Annotated in this window: 13 protein-coding genes; 2 read left to right on the top strand and 11 right to left on the bottom strand. The window is 55.8% G+C overall.

All coding sequences use genetic code 11. From position 1 onward, the window contains the following. Positions 1-50: 50 nt before the first annotated feature. Positions 51-1076 (top strand): M4 family metallopeptidase, encoded by a 1026-nt coding sequence (locus C5523_RS07030; protein WP_108700840.1) that lies wholly within the window; start codon positions 51-53, stop codon positions 1074-1076. Next, complete coding sequence (locus C5523_RS07025; protein WP_039079673.1) at positions 1076-1426, top strand: protealysin inhibitor emfourin; 351 nt, start codon at positions 1076-1078, stop codon at positions 1424-1426. Before C5523_RS07030 ends, C5523_RS07025 begins: the two co-directional genes overlap by 1 nt. Here C5523_RS07025 and C5523_RS07020 read toward each other — a convergent pair. From C5523_RS07020 to C5523_RS06970, 11 genes are all read right to left on the bottom strand, one after another. Beyond that, on the bottom strand, positions 1423-1644 hold the full coding sequence (locus tag C5523_RS07020) for a zinc ribbon domain-containing protein (protein WP_039079672.1): 222 nt from the start codon (positions 1642-1644) through the stop codon (positions 1423-1425). The genes C5523_RS07025 and C5523_RS07020 overlap by 4 nt on opposite strands. Before the next feature lie 55 nt (positions 1645-1699). Continuing rightward, the gene (gene der, locus C5523_RS07015; protein ID WP_108700839.1) at positions 1700-3178 is read right to left on the bottom strand and encodes a ribosome biogenesis GTPase Der; all 1479 of its coding nucleotides are present in this window, start codon (positions 3176-3178) and stop codon (positions 1700-1702) included. Positions 3179-3300: 122 nt separating this feature from the next. Beyond that, positions 3301-4479: an outer membrane protein assembly factor BamB gene (bamB, locus tag C5523_RS07010; RefSeq protein WP_039079670.1), complete on the bottom strand. Its 1179-nt coding sequence runs from the start codon at positions 4477-4479 to the stop codon at positions 3301-3303. Between the two features lie 10 nt (positions 4480-4489). Then, entirely contained in the window at positions 4490-5110 is a 621-nt protein-coding gene (locus C5523_RS07005; RefSeq protein ID WP_079496163.1) for a YfgM family protein, read from the bottom strand. A 36-nt stretch (positions 5111-5146) separates the two neighbouring features. Beyond that, positions 5147-6421 carry a histidine--tRNA ligase gene (gene hisS, locus C5523_RS07000; protein WP_039079790.1) on the bottom strand — a complete coding sequence of 425 codons (1275 nt, stop codon included), beginning with the start codon at positions 6419-6421 and terminating at the stop codon, positions 5147-5149. Between the two features lie 92 nt (positions 6422-6513). Beyond that, the gene (gene ispG, locus C5523_RS06995; protein ID WP_039079668.1) at positions 6514-7632 is read right to left on the bottom strand and encodes a flavodoxin-dependent (E)-4-hydroxy-3-methylbut-2-enyl-diphosphate synthase; all 1119 of its coding nucleotides are present in this window, start codon (positions 7630-7632) and stop codon (positions 6514-6516) included. A 26-nt stretch (positions 7633-7658) separates the two neighbouring features. Continuing rightward, positions 7659-8672 carry a cytoskeleton protein RodZ gene (gene rodZ / locus C5523_RS06990; protein WP_108700838.1) on the bottom strand — a complete coding sequence of 338 codons (1014 nt, stop codon included), beginning with the start codon at positions 8670-8672 and terminating at the stop codon, positions 7659-7661. 292 nt (positions 8673-8964) lie between these two features. Further along, positions 8965-10131 carry a bifunctional tRNA (adenosine(37)-C2)-methyltransferase TrmG/ribosomal RNA large subunit methyltransferase RlmN gene (locus C5523_RS06985; protein ID WP_039079666.1) on the bottom strand — a complete coding sequence of 389 codons (1167 nt, stop codon included), beginning with the start codon at positions 10129-10131 and terminating at the stop codon, positions 8965-8967. 217 nt (positions 10132-10348) lie between these two features. Continuing rightward, complete coding sequence (gene ndk / locus C5523_RS06980; protein ID WP_039079665.1) at positions 10349-10780, bottom strand: nucleoside-diphosphate kinase; 432 nt, start codon at positions 10778-10780, stop codon at positions 10349-10351. A gap of 283 nt (positions 10781-11063) precedes the next feature. Continuing rightward, positions 11064-13388: a peptidoglycan glycosyltransferase PbpC gene (gene pbpC, locus C5523_RS06975; protein ID WP_039079664.1), complete on the bottom strand. Its 2325-nt coding sequence runs from the start codon at positions 13386-13388 to the stop codon at positions 11064-11066. Between the two features lies 1 nt (position 13389). Then, entirely contained in the window at positions 13390-18351 is a 4962-nt protein-coding gene (locus C5523_RS06970) for an alpha-2-macroglobulin (RefSeq protein WP_108700837.1), read from the bottom strand. Positions 18352-18423 lie beyond the last annotated feature (72 nt).

Here is an 18423-nt window from a genome sequence, read left to right as displayed (position 1 = left end):
GAATGTCACATAAACTTGTAGTCAGCCTTGCCAACAATCAGGAGAGCAGCATGACAGCGACACGACTTCACAGTGTTATCCCGCCCTACATCCTGCGCCGCATTATTGATAACGGCTCCGACGTACAGCAAAAGTGCGCCCGCCAGACCCTAACTCATGTCCAGACGCTCATGGCACATATGCCGGGCAAACCTGCCGCGCCACATGTCGCGAAAGCGGGCCAGTTGCAGCGGGACATTTACGATGCGAAACAGACTCAGGAGTTGCCAGGCACGCAGGTGCGCTTTGAGGGGCAGTCATCAAATGGCGATATCGCCGTAGATGAAGCATGGGAATATCTGGGTGTGACGCACGATTTTTTCTGGAAAATTTATCATCGCGATTCACTGGATAATAAGGGCCTGACGCTTATCGGTACCGTTCACTATGGACGTGAATACCAGAATGCGTTCTGGAACGGTCAGCAGATGGTATTTGGCGATGGTGACGGCGAGATCTTTAACCGTTTCACTATCGCGCCGGATATTGTCGCCCACGAACTTAGCCACGGCGTAACGGAAACCGAAGCCGGGCTGATTTATTTCGAACAATCCGGGGCGCTTAATGAATCGTTATCCGATGTCTTCGGCTCGCTGGTGAAACAATATCTGCATAAACAGACCGCACAAGAAGCGGACTGGCTTATTGGCGAAGGGCTGTTGGCCGCGGGCATCAACGGTAAGGGGTTGCGCTCTATGGCAGAACCTGGCACCGCCTATGACGACCCGTTGCTCGGCAAAGACCCCCAGCCCGCGCATATGAAGGACTTTATAAAAACCCGCGAGGATAACGGCGGCGTGCATCTTAACTCCGGCATCCCTAACCGTGCGTTCTATCTCGCCGCCACCGCGCTCGGCGGCCACGCCTGGGAGAAAGCAGGCTACGCGTGGTATGACACCGTCTGCGATCGGGTGCTGGCGCAGAACGCGGATTTTGCGGCGTTCGCCCGTCTGACCGTCGCCCACGGCGAAAAACGGTCGGGAAAAGAGACCGCAGAAGCCATTAAACAGGCCTGGATTGAGACAGGGGTGCTGTGATGAATATTCCCGAGCTCACTGAGGACGCGGTCATTGAGCTTGCCCGCGAAGGGGGGGTGGCGTTTATCCCACAGTTGAGCGGCCTGCGCAGAATCGCCCTTTCCGCTCTCACACCAGAGCAGCGAGCGCGGGTGATTGATGTGTTACAGCAAGCTCTGCCTCGTGGCTTTCCGCCGGGGCAGACGGACTCGCCGGGGCGCGGCGACCAGCGTTATTTCCGCATTCAGATAATCTGGACCCACCACAACCAGGCGCACTATACCGATATCATCTTGCTGGTGCCGGAACAGGAGGCACCGCCCTCGCTGGTGGATTTGTGGAAAAAGGGCGAAAGCGGCGTCTGTGATTAAGCGTCCTGCAGGGCGAAGACCACCCGCTTTTTGGAGATCAGGCCGTGGCCCTGCTGGCAGAAATAGTCCACCGCTCCGCAGGCTTTGAGCACGTCCAGCGGCTTCTGGCACTCCGGGCATAACGCGTTGAGTGCGTAATCTTTATCACAGCCATGACAGTGACCATGCGTGCCAATCAATTCCAGCGGGTTGTGGCAGGTTGGGCATTTAAGATCCATAAATATCCTCCCAGAATGTCAACCGGTGGCGATAATGCCACCGGTATTTCCGACCTTACTTACTTTTCTTGATATGCTTAATCAAGCGCTTACGTTTACGCATCTGGTTTGGCGTCAACGTATTGCGTTTATCTGCATACGGGTTTTCCCCTTCCTTAAACTGAATACGGATAGGTGTGCCCATCACATCCAGCGATTTACGGAAGTAGTTCATCAGATAACGCTTGTAGGAGTCCGGCAGATCTTTTACCTGGTTGCCGTGAATCACCACAATCGGCGGGTTATAACCACCGGCATGCGCGTATTTCAGCTTCACGCGACGACCGCGAACCAACGGCGGCTGGTGATCTTCGGACGCCATATTCATGATACGGGTCAGCATCGCGGTGCTCTGGCGACGGGTCGAGCTGTCATAGGCTTCACGCACGGATTCAAACAGGTTACCTACGCCGCTGCCATGCAGTGCGGAGATGAAGTGCACGCGAGCAAAGTCGATAAAGCCCAGACGGAAGTCCAGCGTCTCTTTGACCTGCTCTTTCACTTCCTGGCTGAGGCCATCCCATTTGTTGACCACGATAACCAGTGAGCGCCCACTATTGAGGATGAAGCCAAGCAGTGAGAGGTCCTGGTCAGAGATACCTTCACGGGCATCAATAACCAGCATCACGACGTTAGCGTCTTCAATCGCCTGCAGCGTTTTGATTACCGAGAATTTTTCCACCGCATCGGTGATTTTGCCGCGTTTACGCACGCCCGCGGTGTCGATCAGAACGTACTCGCGTCCATCACGCTCCATCGGGATATAAATACTGTCACGCGTGGTGCCTGGCATGTCATAAACCACAACACGCTCTTCCCCGAGGATACGGTTAGTCAGTGTGGACTTACCGACATTAGGACGCCCGACGATCGCCAGCTTGATAGGCAGGTCCTGCGGGTTGAAGTCGTCTTCCGGTTCTTCTTCGCCGTCTTCATCTTTACCGTCGTCGAACTGCGCCCAGTAGGCAGCGTCTTCATCCAGCTCTTCCGGCGGATCGATTTCATCCATCCACGGCAGCAGAACGTGTTCCAGCAGGCTGACAACACCACGGCCATGCGAGGCGGCAATCGGGTGAATCTCACCCAGGCCAAGCGAGTAGAAGTCGACAACCGCCTGATCCGGATCCAGACCGTCCGTTTTGTTCGCGACGAGGAATGTCGGTTTTTCACGCGAGCGCAGGTGTTTGGCAATGGCTTCGTCAGCCGGCATCAGCCCGGCGCGCGCATCCACCATAAACAGCACCACATCGGCTTCTTCAATCGCCAGCAGCGACTGTTCCGCCATACGGGTTTCTACGCCGTCTTCCGTACCATCAATACCGCCCGTATCGATACAGATAAATTCACGACCTTCGACTTCAGCACGACCGTACTTACGGTCACGGGTCAGCCCCGGAAAATCCGCTACCAGCGCATCACGGGTGCGTGTTAAACGGTTAAAAAGCGTGGATTTTCCAACGTTAGGGCGCCCGACCAGCGCGACCACAGGTATCATGTTTAAAGCCTCATTACTTAGAATTCAAAATCAAAACGTCGCAACGCTGGCGACGTTTTAAAAACAGTAAAACGGCCCCTGCAACAGGAGCCGTCTTCTCACGAACGACCACCTTCGCGCGATTAACGCGTGATGGCGTACAGCGTACCGTCTTTAGCCTGGATAAGCAGTTTGCCTTCCGCAGCAACAGGATCGGTCAGGAAACCGGAGCCGTCCACTTTCTGCTGCGCGACAAAACGCCCGTCTTCGACGTTAATCCAGTGCATGTAGCCTTCGCTGTCACCGGTCACGATGTAACCATTATACAACGCCGGAGCGGTAAGGTTACGGTGCAGGAGATCGCTTTGTGTCCACAGCGTCACACCACCGTCGGTGGTCAGCGCCAGAACGCGGTCATTCTGGTCAATCATGTAGATGCGGTTACCATCGACAATGAAATTGCTCACTGAACCCAGTTCACGTTTCCACATGATCTGGCCGCTACGCAAATCCAGCGCCGTCAGGTTACCGTTGTAAGCCAGCGCATACACCACGCCGTTTACAATCACCGGCGTTGTATCAACATCGCTCAGACGGTCGATTTCAGTCGGACCCGTTGCCTGAGAAATACGCTGCTGCCAAATCATCTGGCCCTGCTGCATCAACACGGCGCTTACGCGACCGTTGTCGCCACCCACAATGGCTGCGCCGTAGGCGGTAGCCGGTGCGGATTCGCCACGCAGGGACAGTGACGGCATATCAAGGTTAACTGTCCATTTCACCGCACCGTCGCTCTCATTAAGCGCCTGTAGCTGGCCGTTACTGGTATGAATCAGCACCAGGCCGTCGCTGACAACAGGGCGGGATAACGCTTCACCGGCAACGTTGGTTTTCCATGCCTGGGAACCGTCGTTCGTATTCAGCGCATAAACCTTCGCTTTTTCGCTGCCCACGTAGACATGGCCGCCTGCGACGGTCACACCACCGGACAACAGCGCCGGGCTGCTGGAGAACCAGCCAGATTTTTCTGCCAGGTTAACGGACCAGACTTCTTTGCCGTCGCTCGCACTAACCGCTTTTACCGTACCGCGACGGTCAGCAGCGTAGACCACGCCACTGTCCAGCGCCGGATGCAAATTAGAATGAAAATCGCCAATACCGCTACCCACGGAGGTACTCCACGCGGTAGACGGGTTAAACTGGTTAGTCACCGTCGGCAGAGGGGACATTTTGACAACGTCTTCTTCGCCGCTAAACAGGGAACAACCGCTCAGTAAGGTGACGGACAGCAGCCCAGGCAGAAGTAATTTACGCAATTGCATCGGGTCCCTCTTAGATGGACAAATTGTTGATTTTCATCTGCATCATTTCACTCAGCGCCGGGGATGCGTTGTTTTTAACGCCATTTTCCCATGCGGTGCGTGCACCTTGTTTGTCGCCTTTGCTGAGCAGCGCTTCGCCACGCAGGTCGGCAACAATGGCCGCCCAGCCGTCGCCTTTCACGCTATCAAGCGTTTTCAGCGCAGCATCTTGCTGCTTGAGCTGCACCTGGATACGGGCGAGACGAATGTTAATCATACCCTTAAGGTTTTCATCGCTGGTGGCGGCAAGCCCTTGTTGCAGTTGCGCGGAAGCCTTTTCCAGCTCATCGCGTTGAACATACTGCTGTGCCAGTTCCAGTGATGCCAGCGCGCCATAGGTATTCTTATTCTCAGCCGCGAATTTCTCCGCCGCCGTCAGCGTTTCAGGTTTATCAGCACGAATCGCGGTAATGGCGTTTTCATAGCCTTGCGAAGCCGATCTCGCTGTTTCGATTTGGTGACTTGTCCAGTAGCGCCAGCCAACTAATGCACCAATACCTAAAATGACACCAACAGCCAGCGCTTTGCCGTTTTCAGCAAAAAAGCGTTTGAGCGCGTCTACCTGTTCGTTGTCGTTCTCGTAAATTTCCACGCAGTCCTTCTCCTTAACGATAATTCACCGGGGAGATTAGCCCAGTAGTGTGCGCAAATGCGCCGCAACGCTGTCCTGCGTTACCGTATTTTGCTCACCAGAGCGTAAATCCTTCACTACAACGTTACCGTCAGCGATTTCAGACTCACCCAGCACCAGTGCGAGCTTAGCGCCCCACTTATCGGCACGGGCAAATTGCTTTTTGAAATTACCGCCGCCGTGGTTCGTCATGAGCTTAACGTCAGGTAACGCATCGCGTACCTGTTCAGCCAGTTGCATTGCAGCGGACTGTACGTTTTCGCCTGACGCTACCAGGTATATATCGACAACGGATTCTGCTTTAAATTCCGGATTAACTGCCTGAACCAACAAAACAAGTCGTTCAAGACCCATCGCGAAGCCAACCGCCGGCGTTGCGCGACCGCCAAGCTGCTCGACCAGACCGTCGTAACGGCCACCTGCGCAGACCGTTCCCTGGGACCCCAGGCTGGTGGTCACCCACTCGAAAACGGTACGGTTGTAATAATCAAGACCGCGCACCAGACGCTGGTTGACCGTGTAGGCAATACCCGCAGCTTCCAGCAGTTTGCACAAGCCCGCGAAGTGTTCACGAGACTCTTCATCCAGATAATCGCCCAGGGCTGGCGCCGCGTTCAGAAGCGCCTGAATGTCTGGGTTTTTGGAATCCAGTACGCGCAGCGGATTGCTGTACATACGGCGTTTGCAGTCTTCGTCCAGTTGCTCTTTATGCTGCTCAAGAAACGCCACCAGCGCATCGCGATAGTTTGCACGTGCTTCCAGCGAGCCAATAGAGTTCAGTTCGAGGCTAACGTGATCGAAGATACCCAGCGCACGCCACCAGCGTGCAGTGAGCATAATCAGTTCGGCATCAATGTCTGGGCCCTGCAGGCCAAACACTTCGACACCCAACTGATGGAACTGGCGGTAGCGACCTTTTTGCGGGCGCTCATAGCGGAACATCGGACCGACATACCACAGGCGCTGTTCCTGATTGTACAGAAGACCATGCTCGATGCCGGCGCGTACACAGCCCGCTGTACCTTCTGGACGCAGCGTCAGGCTATCGCCGTTGCGATCGTCAAAGGTGTACATCTCTTTTTCAACCACGTCGGTAACTTCACCGATCGCGCGTTTGAATAACGGGGTCTGCTCTACAATCGGCAAACGGATTTCATTGTAACCGTAGCTGCCGAGCACGTTTTTGAGTGTGCCTTCAATGCGCTGCCAGATGGCGGTTTCGCCAGGCAGATAATCGTTCATGCCGCGAATGGCTTGAATATTCTTTGCCACGTTTATTCTCTTTTTGAATACAAAAAATGAACCCTCAGGGCTTGCGCCTTGCGGGTTCATCATACACGGGAAGCCAGCCGCTTCCCATCACGTTATTTTTCTACCTGTTGCACAGCAATACGATTAGCTTCATCCAGAATTGATGCTTTCGCACGGATGCGGGCTTCAAGCTGGGTAATCATATCGTCGTTATCCAGTCTGTCCTTGCGTACGCCATCTTCGTAAAGGCCGCTTTTCTTGTTGCCACCGGTCACGCCAAGCGTAGAAACCAGCGCTTCGCCAGGGCCGTTCACCACGCAACCGATGATCGAAACATCCATCGGCGTGATGATATCTTCCAGGCGCTGTTCAAGGGCATTTACGGTGCCGATCACGTCAAACTCCTGACGTGAGCAGGTAGGACAGGCGATAAAGTTGATGCCACGCGAACGGATGCGCAGTGATTTCAGGATATCGAAGCCAACTTTGATCTCTTCAACCGGATCCGCCGCCAGCGAGACACGCAGCGTATCGCCGATCCCTTCCGACAGCAGTAAGCCCAGGCCGATCGCTGACTTAACCGCGCCACTGCGCGCTCCGCCCGCTTCGGTGATGCCAAGGTGTAATGGTTGATCGATCTGTTTTGCCAGCAGACGATATGACTCCACCGCCAGGAATACATCGGAGGCTTTTACGCTGACTTTGAATTGATCGAAATTGAGTCTGTCGAGGTGATCGACATGGCGCATGGCGGATTCCAGCAGCGCTTGCGGCGTGGGCTCACCATACTTTTCCTGCAGATCCTTTTCCAGCGATCCGGCGTTAACGCCAATACGGATAGGGATATTTTTGTCGCGCGCACAGTCAACAACCATGCGAATACGTTCTTCATTACCGATATTGCCTGGGTTGATACGCAGACAATCGACGCCGTATTCCGCGACTTTCAGCGCAATGCGGTAGTCAAAGTGAATATCCGCGACCAGCGGTACACTCACCTGTTGCTTGATCAGTTTGAAGGCTTCTGCCGCGTCCATGGTAGGAACGGAAACACGAACTATGTCAGCGCCAACGCGCTCAAGCGCTTTAATCTGCGCAACCGTCGCGTCCACGTCTGTGGTGCGGGTGTTTGTCATTGACTGCACGGCGATGGGGGCGCCATCGCCAATCGGCACATTACCAACGTAAATCCGTTTCGATTTCCGACGTTGAATCGGAGCCTGGTTATGCATGAAAAATCTCCCGCGTTGCCCGTCTGTTACTGTACTGCTGATTGTTCGGCATTGAGGGTCAGGCGTGCAACCTGGTTAGTTCTGATAAAGCGGCTCAGATCGACAGGTTTACCCTGATATTGAATCTGTACCGCAGCAGGTGCACCGATTTTGAGCTTGTAAGGCGCCTGGCCGGTCAAATTCAGCGTCGCGTCTTTACGCTGGATGCCGCTGAATAATTTTTTACCGCTTGCATCGCTCACTTCTAACCAGCAGTCGGCGTTGAAGTTCATGACCAGCGCATGTGCGGCGTCCGGGGTGGCGACACCCGCCTGGTCAGTCGGCAGTGGCGCGTTATTCGCGTTAGCCGATGGCTGAGCGGCAGGGGATTGAGTAACAGGTGCCTGAGAAGGCGAGACAACGGCATTGGAATGCGCGGTTGCCGCAGGCGTTTGCGCGGCTGTTGCAGGCGCTGCTGTTGTCGGCGCCGTTGGCTCAACTGGCGTAGTCGCAGCCGTAGTATTTGGTGTTTCTGTCGGAGTGCTGGCCGCATCGTTATTCAGCGGAACGTTCTGCCCTTCGCTGCTACCACTGGCGTTCAGCTCTGCAGATGACTGATCGGCCATTGTGGTGATCTCTTGCTGCTGCGCTTTGTGGTTTTGCCACCACCATGCGCCCGTCAGGCCAACAACCACAAACAGCACCAGCCAGGTAAAGCTCATCAACCAGCCGTCACGTTTTTTACGACGTTTACCCAGAGAAAAGGTCTGCATCGGCGCGACTTTCGCCGCCCGAATCGGGGCCTGTTTCTCAATCATCGGCAGCAATTCTTCTTCCGGGATATGCACCAAACGCGCATACGAGCGGATGTAACCACGCAGGAATGTTGAAGCCAATTCGGCAGGAGCCTTATCGTCTTCAATATCGCGTACCGTGGAAACTTTGAGACAGAGGCGCTCAGCTACCGCCTGCTGGCTAAGTCCGAGTTGTTCACGGGCATTGCGCAGACGAACGCCCGTGGTTTGTGCTTCGTTTTGGTCGTGAGTGGCTTCAGTATTCATTCGCTACAACTGCTGGTACGTGAAAATTTAAGATTCAGGCGCGTAGTAAGCATTGCCTGGGCGCGCCGCGAAATGTCAGGGTCAGTTAAATTTAGACCGACAGTATAAGACTGTCAGGCCGGTCATAACAGAACAGCTTTTCGTACTTTTGCTAAGCTGTTGTTCCATCGCTACATACTGCCTTAAAGTCGAGAGAAACGCACAGTAATTATTGATTGCACAACTATAATCAGGCGATTAAATCAGCATATTTATGCGTCGCGACACAGAAGCCTGCCGCGACGCCAGAACACTAAACCGCTTTAATCGAAATCGGCTCACCCTGCATACGTTTACGCATCGTCCGTTTCGTACGGTCAATAACGTCACCAGCCAACTGACCACATGCCGCGTCAATGTCATCACCGCGTGTTTTACGCACGATAGTGGTGAAGCCATAGCTCATCAGCACTTTACAGAAACGGTCGATACGGCTGTTCGAGCTGCGACCATACGGCGCGCCCGGGAACGGGTTCCACGGAATCAGGTTGATCTTGCACGGCGTGTCTTTCAGCAAGGCCGCCAGCTCATGCGCATGCTCAGTGCCATCGTTCACATGGTCGAGCATGACGTATTCAATGGTCACGCGCCCCTGGTTGGCATTGGACTTCGAAATGTAGCCGCGAACCGATTCGAGGAAAGTCGCAATATTGTACTTTTTGTTGATCGGCACAATTTCGTCGCGAATGGTATCGTTCGGCGCATGCAGTGAAATAGCCAGCGCAACATCAATCATGTCACCCAGCTTATCCAGCGCAGGAACCACGCCAGAAGTCGACAGCGTAACGCGACGTTTGGACAAGCCAAAACCAAAGTCATCCAGCATGATTTCCATTGCCGGCACCACGTTAGTCAGGTTCAGCAGCGGTTCGCCCATGCCCATCATCACCACGTTAGTGATAGGACGTACGCCGGTCGTTTTAACCGCACCGATAATTTTCGCCGCGCGCCAGACCTGGCCAATAATCTCTGACACTTTCAGGTTACGGTTGAAGCCTTGTTGCGCCGTGGAGCAGAATTTACACTCCAGCGCACAGCCAACCTGTGAGGAAACGCACAGCGTGGCGCGATCATCTTCCGGAATGTATACCGTTTCAACGCGCTGATCGCCTACGGCAATCGCCCATTTGATGGTGCCATCGGAGGAACGTTGCTCTTCCACGACTTCAGGAGCGCGGATTACCGCGACCTCTTTGAGCTTATTACGCAGCACTTTATTGATGTCGGTCATCTCATCAAAATCGTCGCTGCAATAGTGGTACATCCACTTCATCACCTGATCGGCGCGGAAGGGTTTTTCGCCTAAGTTTTTGAAAAACTCGCGCATCTGCTGACGATTCAGATCCAGCAGGTTGATTTTTGCATCTTTATTGGGAACCGTCAGTGCGACGTTCTCAGGCGTGACAATCTGTTCAGACATAGTTGTTTATTCCGGCCTCGTTATTACACGTTATGGCCCCTGGAGGGTTGAAAAAAGAAGCGCCCCGGGAATGCATGTTGCAATTCACGGGGCGCTGCATTGTACAAATTCTGCTGTGCAGATGCCACGACTGCGCGCGGCATTGGCAAAATAAAGTGTAAATCTGCTTACAATTTCCGATGGGCTTCGCACAACAGGGTGCGTAAGGCCGCGGAAATTAGCGAGTGCGTGGGCAAACTTCGCCTTCGCCGAAGAAATAGGCGATTTCGCGCGCCGCAGATTCCAGAGAATCGGAACCGTGGGTGCCGTTCTCGGTGAAGCTGTCAGCATAATCAGCGCGCAGAGTACCTGCCAGCGCGTTAGCCGGGTTAGTGGCACCCAGCAGGTCACGGTGACGCTGCACCGCGTTTTCGCTTTCCAGTACGGAGACCACGATCGGGCCGGAGGTCATGAACTCAACCAGGCCGTCGAAGAACGGTTTGCCTTCGTGCTCAGCGTAGAAACCACGAGCCTGCTCAACGGACAGATGCAGCATTTTCGTGCCAACAATCTTGAAACCAGCAGATTCAAAACGCGCGAAAATACTACCAATAACGTTTTTTGCCACCGCGTTCGGCTTGATGATGGAAAAAGTACGTTCAATAGCCATGTTAACCCCTGTAAGTTGTTCTGTTGTCGTACATACATACGTATGACCTGGCGCGGATTATAAAGAGCAACGCGGGCATTGCCTATGGATAAAGGTAACATTTTTTTAAAATAAGACGAGTTTCAGCAACACCATTCACCAAAACGTCCCTTCACCACATTATTCAGGTTACATCAAGGCGGCAAGCGCAGGCATCCCCGGTACTTACATAAATCAGTCACCGGGGTGTACACGTACAACCAACACAAAGGCAGCGTAAAAAAGGATGCGTATATGTGTTGCGTTATTGCACCGCGAACTCTACCGCCGCGACCTGCCCGGCGTCATCCATCACCAGTAACTGATACTGACCGCTTTTATCAAGGTTAAGGCTTAATAGTTGATCATGACCGTCCAGCGGCTCTCCGTTTAAAAACCACCAGCGTCGCCCTTCGCCACCGGTAGCTTGTAGCGGCAACGTTGCCTGCGAGCGCCCCGGTAACCGTTTGATCACTGCGCCATCGCGGATCCCCGAGAGCAACAGCGGCGGCGGCGCGTTCTCATCGCGCGGAGGACAGGTTTTCGAGCGCGGAGGTAATCTTGCCGCCCGGCGCTCGCCATCAGGTAACCAGGGTTCCAGCGGTAAAGGCCAGACGATGATTGTGCGTTGTTGCGCATCGGGACAATCTGGCGCAACACGTTGTCCCTGCGCGTTAACCCACACCGGGAAACGAATGCCGCGCGCCCCTTCTTGTTCCGCCATCAGCATCGTGGGTGGCTGGCTGTTATCCAGAAGCCAGGTCGCCAGACGGCGGCGACAATTGCTGTCACCTTCCGGTAGGCTCTGCCCGCCAGGCCAGCAGATGACATCGCGGCTGACCGATTCCGGGCGCGGATCCTGCGGTAAACGCGCCAGCTCCAGCGCGGAACGAGGCTGCAGCATATTGTTTACCTGATTGAGCAATGGCACTGCGCTGGCGAAACCAAACTGGCCCGCAACCGGTGTGCCGTCCGGCCTGCCCGTCCAGACGCCAATCACATAGCGGCTATTCAGCCCAATGGCCCAGGCGTCACGATAACCGTAGCTGGTGCCGGTTTTCCAGGCCAGCGGCACCACTTGCGGGAGCGCGCTGTCCGGTAACGGCTGCGCTTCTCCGGCAAGAATGCGGCGAATAATCCACGCCGCGCCCGGCGACATCAGCGTTCTCTCCATCAACGGATCGTCTGGCTGAAAGCGTAATTGCCCGGCCTTGCCGTGGCGCGCAAAGGCACTATACGCTGCGGTGATATCCGCCAGACGGGCGCCTGCCCCACCCAGAATAAGTGACAGGTTCGGCTCCGCGCCTTCCGGCAATTTAAGCGGCAACCCGGCATTGCGCAGCGTAGCGGCAAATTTCTTCGGCCCGTAGGCCTCCAGAACCTGTACCGCCGGAAGGTTAAGTGAGCGAACCAGCGCCTCGTTCATGCTGACCGGTCCGTGAAAACCGCTGTCAAAATTACCGGGACGATAGTCCCCCGTTCGCCGTGGCACATCCTGTAGTAACGAGGCGGGATGAATCAGACCGTCATCCATCGCCAGGCCATAAATGAAGGGTTTTAACACCGAACCCGGCGAGCGGATGGCGCTGACCATATCGACATGGCCAAAACGGTTGTCGTCATTAATGTCCACCGACCCCACCCAGCCGCGGACTTTCATGTCCGTATGGTCGACAACGATGATCGCCAGCGAGCTACGCTGGGGCAGACGAGATTTCACGCCAGCGGCCAGGTCTTCAAGCTGACGCTGGAGGCTGGCATCAAGTGTGGTGGTAATTTTGAGGCCCGGGTCTTTGCTCAACATATAACGGGAGAAGAGGGGCGCGAGTTGCGGCATCTGACGCGGTGCCAGCCAGACCGGCTCTTCGCGCGACTCCGCTACCTGTTTTTGGCTCCACACACCCTGCGAGACCATGCGATCCAGTACTTTATCCCGCGCCGCCTGCGCACGCTCCGACCAGCGGTCAGGGCGCAGGCGACTCGGTGCCTGTGGCAAGACGGCCAGCAGTGCCGCCTCTGCATAGCTGAGCTGCGCGGGGGATTTGCCCAGATAAACCCAGCTTGCCGCCCCAACGCCCTGCAACGTACCGCCAAACGGGGCACGGTTGAGATAGAGCGTCAGAATGTCGCGCTTGGAGAGATGCCACTCCAGTTGCAACGCCCGCCATAACTGGCGCACTTTACCGCCAAAGGTACGCGGATGGGGATCGAGCAGACGCGCAACCTGCATAGTGAGCGTACTGCCGCCAGAAATAACTCTGCCAGCCAGCAGATCCTGCCATGCAGCACGGGCGACCGAAAGCGGGTTTACGCCAGGGTGTTTCCAGAACCAGCGGTCCTCGTATTCGATAAGCGCCTGTAAATAGCGCGGAGAGACATCTTCTATCGCCACCGGATAGCGCCAGATCCCCTCGGCATCAGCGAAGCGCCAGAGCGGCGTGCCATCCTCCGCCACAACGACGCGCGCCGGGTTGACCTCTTTTAGAGGCAGCGGCCAGAGTTTGTCGGCAATAAAAAGAACCAACGGAATAAGAAGAAACGCTCCCGCAAGCCAAAGCCCGCGGGAGCGCCAGGTGCGCCCTTTATTCATACTATGGGCGAACGATCAACGGACCGCTTGCGGCCCCTGTTGCCCGCCACTGCGGCACATACATAGACTCCACCTGCGGCATCGGCAGTTGATAGGTTCCCGGCGTTACCGCACGCGCAAGGTAAACCAGCGTGACTGGCTGCCCTTCGCTAACGGAGACGGCGGCGACAAAGCGATCATCGCGGAATTCCATATGGGCAATATCAGCCTGCTGCATACGGTTAAGGAGTTCCTGCACTTCGCTGCCGCTATCCTGCAGGCTCGCGCTGCTGCTGGCCAGATTCTGGTTTTCCAGTTCCAGTCCGGCTGGCAGAAGGTCAACCACCAGCGCATCTGGCACGTTGTGGCTGGCGCGGACTTCAAGCCAGACCAGCACCAGTTCGCCGCTTTTCAGCGAGGCCAGTGATTTTGTCTGCCCATCGGTACCAAGGATCTGCCGTTCGATATTCAGGACATTGCTGGCCGGTGCCGGGGTGTACTCCGGATACCCTGTACTGTCGAGACGCAGCCACATCGGGCTTTCACCGGTGTTTGTCACCGTCAGCGCCGTCATCTGGTCCGCGTTGAGTTCACGGGTTTGCGGTTTGTCGCCTTTCAGCTCTTCACTGGTCAGGGAGGTCTGTGCCTGCCATGTCCCCGGCAAGTTCTGCAAATGACGCCCCGCCAGATAAAGCGCATTGCTTTCCTGCGTGGAGAGCCAGCGTTGGCCATAGGCCTGTTCAGACAAGGTGGTCAGCAACTTGTTCTGCGCATCCGGCAACAGCGAGTTTTCTTCCAGCAGCGACAGCATCAGCGCGTTATCACGCAGTTCGCTACCGTAATCCGCCATCCAGCGCTGCGCTTTCGCACGCGGTGTAGTTAACGCCAGCGCCAGTGCCTGTTCACTGCGCGGAGCATCGCCCATCAGCTTGAGTGCCACCCCCAGTTGCAGCAGAGGCAGACCCGCTTTCGCCTGCGCATGACGCTGCCACAGTTCGCGCAGCGCGCCGAGTGGGGCTTTCTGCTGACGTGCAAGCACCAGCGCCGCATAGCTTTGCGCCGCAAATTTTGTCGCCTGGACATCGTCGCTGTAACGCACAGCCATCACCGCCGGGTCCTGCAAGTAACGCAGCAGACGGCTATTGGCATTATTCAGCGCCTCCACCGGCACGCTGTAACCCTGCTCTGAGGCGCGGACCAGGAAGTCAGTCACGTAGGCGGACAACCAGTACTCTTCCGGCCCGTTTTTATCCCATAACGAGAAGCCACCGTCATCACGCTGCATTTGCAGCAAGCGGGCGATACCGATCTCCACCGCCGCACGGCGCTGTTCATCGCTGTCGCCCTTGATACCCATCGCCTTAAGCTGAGCCGCATTGGTATACAACGACGGGAACAGCCCGCTCGCCGTCTGCTCAAGGCATCCGTACGGGTAGGCTTTCAGCTCCTGAATGTAACGGGCGATGTTGAGTGAAGGACGTCCGCTCAGCAACAACTGCCCCTGCAGGGCTACTGGCGAAATACGTTTCGTATGCTCAGCCGGTGCATTCCAGGTCTCATGCGGATAGAGCATGACATCGCTGCTGATAGTCTGTGCCGGATAAGCCGGACGCACACCGATTTTCCACGATTTAGTCTGCGTCGCGAAGGTTTCCCCCGGCAGCGTCAAACCTGAAATGGCAGCCGTCACTTCGCCATCGCCATAACCGTCCAGCGCACGTACCGGAATAAAGAGCGTCATCCGCGCCCCTGGCGCTACGTTCACCGGCTTCGGTTGCTCGCTTTCCAGCGCCAGTAAGCCTTTTGCCGCCAGCGCAACATTCAGCGTCTGCGGCTTATCGGTGAGGTTGGTAATATCGAGCGTCAGGCGGCTGGTATCGCCACCAGCCAGGAAGCGAGGCGTGTTGAGCTCGGTAATCACCGGTGCGGCGACAATCACTTTGCTTTCGCTGTTACCGAAGTCTTCCGCGGTCCAGGCCTGCGCCATTACGCGCAGTTCACCGTTAAAGTCGCCAATTGGCAGCGTAACCGTGCCTTCACCCTTGTCGTCCAGCGTAACCGGCTGCGCCTGTTGGGCAATGATGGTGACATGGTTAACTGGTGGCTTGCCGCCACGGTTGAGCTCGTCACCATCACCACCAAAACGTAACGCGGCAAGACGCCCCTGCCCTTCAATCACCTGACCATAGATGTCATAGATATCGGCGCCATAGCGTTTTTGCCCAAAGAAGGCTTCCCACGGGTCTGGCGTAACATAATCCGTGATATTCAACACTCCGCTATCTACTGCGGAGACCAGCACGTTGACCTGTTTTGGCACGGTGCCGTTTTTCAGGCTGGCCTTCACCTTGACCGTCAGCGGCTGGTTCGGACGCATTTTTTGCGGACTTTCCAGGGCCACGGAGAGGCGGCGGTTTTCATCCCCCATCGGCAGATGGAGCAAGCCCACGGCGCGTTTCGGCGTTGCCGATTTGGACTTATCCCCCGGACGCACTACCAGCGTGCTCAGGTAGAGGTCATGGCGACGCCATTTCTGATCCACCGGAATAGAGAGATCCAGCCCTGTCGCGGGCACGTCGATTTCCTGCCACCACAACGGCCCTTCGCTGGACTCAATCATGGCGTAGCCTTTGCCTGCCGCCGGTGCGGTGATGTGCAGCTTAATGGTATCGCCCGGCTGATAGGCGGGTTTGTCCAGCTTCATGGTGACGCGGTCAGGGCGTGCGGCCCCGGTGCCGTCGCTGTTATCCTGCCAGCTATAACCGGCCCAGAAACGGACGCTACTGACGCTTTCATCAGGCGCTTTGACTTCCAGGCGATATGAGCCCCACTCTACCGGTACGGTAATTTTCCCGGTTTCGTCAGCGGCGAGATCCAGCGTCTGCTCATTCTCCACCAGATCTTTTTGATCAAACTGTGACTGCCAGCCTTCGCTTTCCGACCAGTTCCAGTAGTAGTCGCGACGTTCGCGAATCAATCGGACCTGCAGGCCAGAAACCGCTTTTTTCACGCCCTGCACATCGGCATAGACAATGTCAAAACCGGCATTACCATTTTCATCAACAATCGGCTGGTTGACGGTGGTATCGGTGCGGTAATCGTAAACCGCCTTCGAGGCAAACTGCGGACGGATACCCGGCAGCACAGGCGCAGGCCAGATAGCCTGTTCAGCACGACGCGTGACCGGACGACCGCCCGATTCAAGCAGGCTTGCCTGCAAAATAACCTGCAACGGTGAGTGCGTTTCCTGCCACTGGCTGGGGGCTGTAACCTGGCCATGGCCTTTTTCATCCAGTGTCAGATGCACTTCATCCAGGGTACGCGTCAGATTTTCATCGGCAATGTCGCCAAACTGAAAACCTGGCAGCGCTTTTACCGCTTCGCGTAAAGGGCGCAAATAGAGCTGGCCCTGCAGGGTATTGCCGTTGGCCGGCGCGCCGTACAGGTAATAGCCAGCGACGTTGAAATCCACATCCTCATCGGCCTTAAGCGGTGTCGGTTGAGGGCTCAGATTCAGCGCCATGCGTTCTGGCATAAAGTCTTCTACATGAAAAGACCAGCTACGCAGTTGGTTATCCCCGGTATTGGCGCGAATCGACCATGTACCGGTCTGCGCACTGGCATCCAGAGCGTAGGTAAAATGGTACAGACCGTTTGTCGGCTGGCTTACCACGGTACGCATCACCTGACCATCCGGTTTGACCACCTCAAGCTTCACGGGCTGATCGGCGAGCGGTTTACCGTCGCTGTCACGCAGCAGAGCATTTACGATCACGGTTTCGCCGGGGCGGTAGAGATCGCGCGGACCAAACATAAAGAATTGCTTGCTGTAACCCGGATCACCGGCAATCGCAAATTCCGCCAGATCGAGGGCAGGAAGCTGCAAGTCGAGCAAGGTTGTTTCGCCGTCTTTACGCGCCAGAATCAGTGCCGCTTCTTTGTCCGTGGTCAGCGTGGCATGCCCCTGTGCATCGCTGGTCGCCTGCGCCAGCGTCTGGCCTTTATCGTTCAGCAGGACAACATCGACGCCCGATTGCGCCGCACCGTTTTCGAGACCCTGGGTGAAAATATCTAACCGATTATGGTAACGGTGGGCGGACAGGCCAATATTACTCAGCGTAAAAAGGGTCGCCGCATTGCTATAGCTATAGTGCCCCGCCTGGTTCATAACGGCGATATAGACTCCGGCCTGCTGTAGGGGCTTGATTTCCCCCAGCGGAAGCAGAAGTTTTTCGCGGGTGTTACGTGCCGGATTGAGGTCAAACCGACCGGTGTAAACCAGATCGGCCATTTTCAGCAAATTGTCCGACTCCCAGTTGGTCAGCGCGTTGCGGTATTCCCACTGACTAACGAAAGCCGCCAGCGATTCCGGCTTCACGCGGTAGAAGTTAACGTCCACATTATTGACGTTAAGCGCCATAACCGGCAGCCCTTCCACCACTTTTCCAGGCAGTAAAGAACCACGGCTGGCAAAGCCAACGGTAGGCTGAATATCACGGGTGGTAATCGCCTTTTCGTAATCAATACCAAAAGTGGCTTTATTAAGCGCCACCAGCCCGCGGTCAACGGATACCAACAGTTCGCGGTTGGGTTCAAGGTGACGCAGGCGAAGTTCTTTCAGGTTTGTGGAGAGTTCCCATGCCCCGTCGACTTTGCCATTCTTTTTATCCACCACGTGGACAGTCTGGGCAAAGTTCTGATCCGGGTCGAGCGGAACGGAAAAGGTCAACACCAGGGCGGCCGCGCCCTCAAGCTGGACCTCTGAGGCATCTACCAGCGTTAACGGCTTGCCTTCACTGCTCGCCGCCAGTTGTTTGAGTTTTTCGCCATCCGGTTTTGTCGCGGGTGGCGTTTGACTCGCGGCTGGCGCGGCTGCCGCCGGAGCGGCCTGCGCTTCCTGAGGTTTATCGTTGTTATCACAACCTGCCAATATGAACGCACTAAAGAAGGCGATAGCGATCGCCGTCGAACGTTTCAGTTTCATCCTTTATCCCTGGCCCACAAAGCCTGTTAATTCGTTAAGCGTAAGTATTATGCGTGACTTTGCCGATTACAA

The sequence above is a fragment of the Phytobacter sp. SCO41 genome, assembly GCF_003073275.1.
In the GTDB taxonomy this organism is placed as follows: Bacteria; Pseudomonadota; Gammaproteobacteria; order Enterobacterales; family Enterobacteriaceae; genus Phytobacter; species Phytobacter diazotrophicus.
Note: the sequence above shows the minus strand (reverse complement) of the source record. Positions and strands in the feature narration are given on the sequence as shown.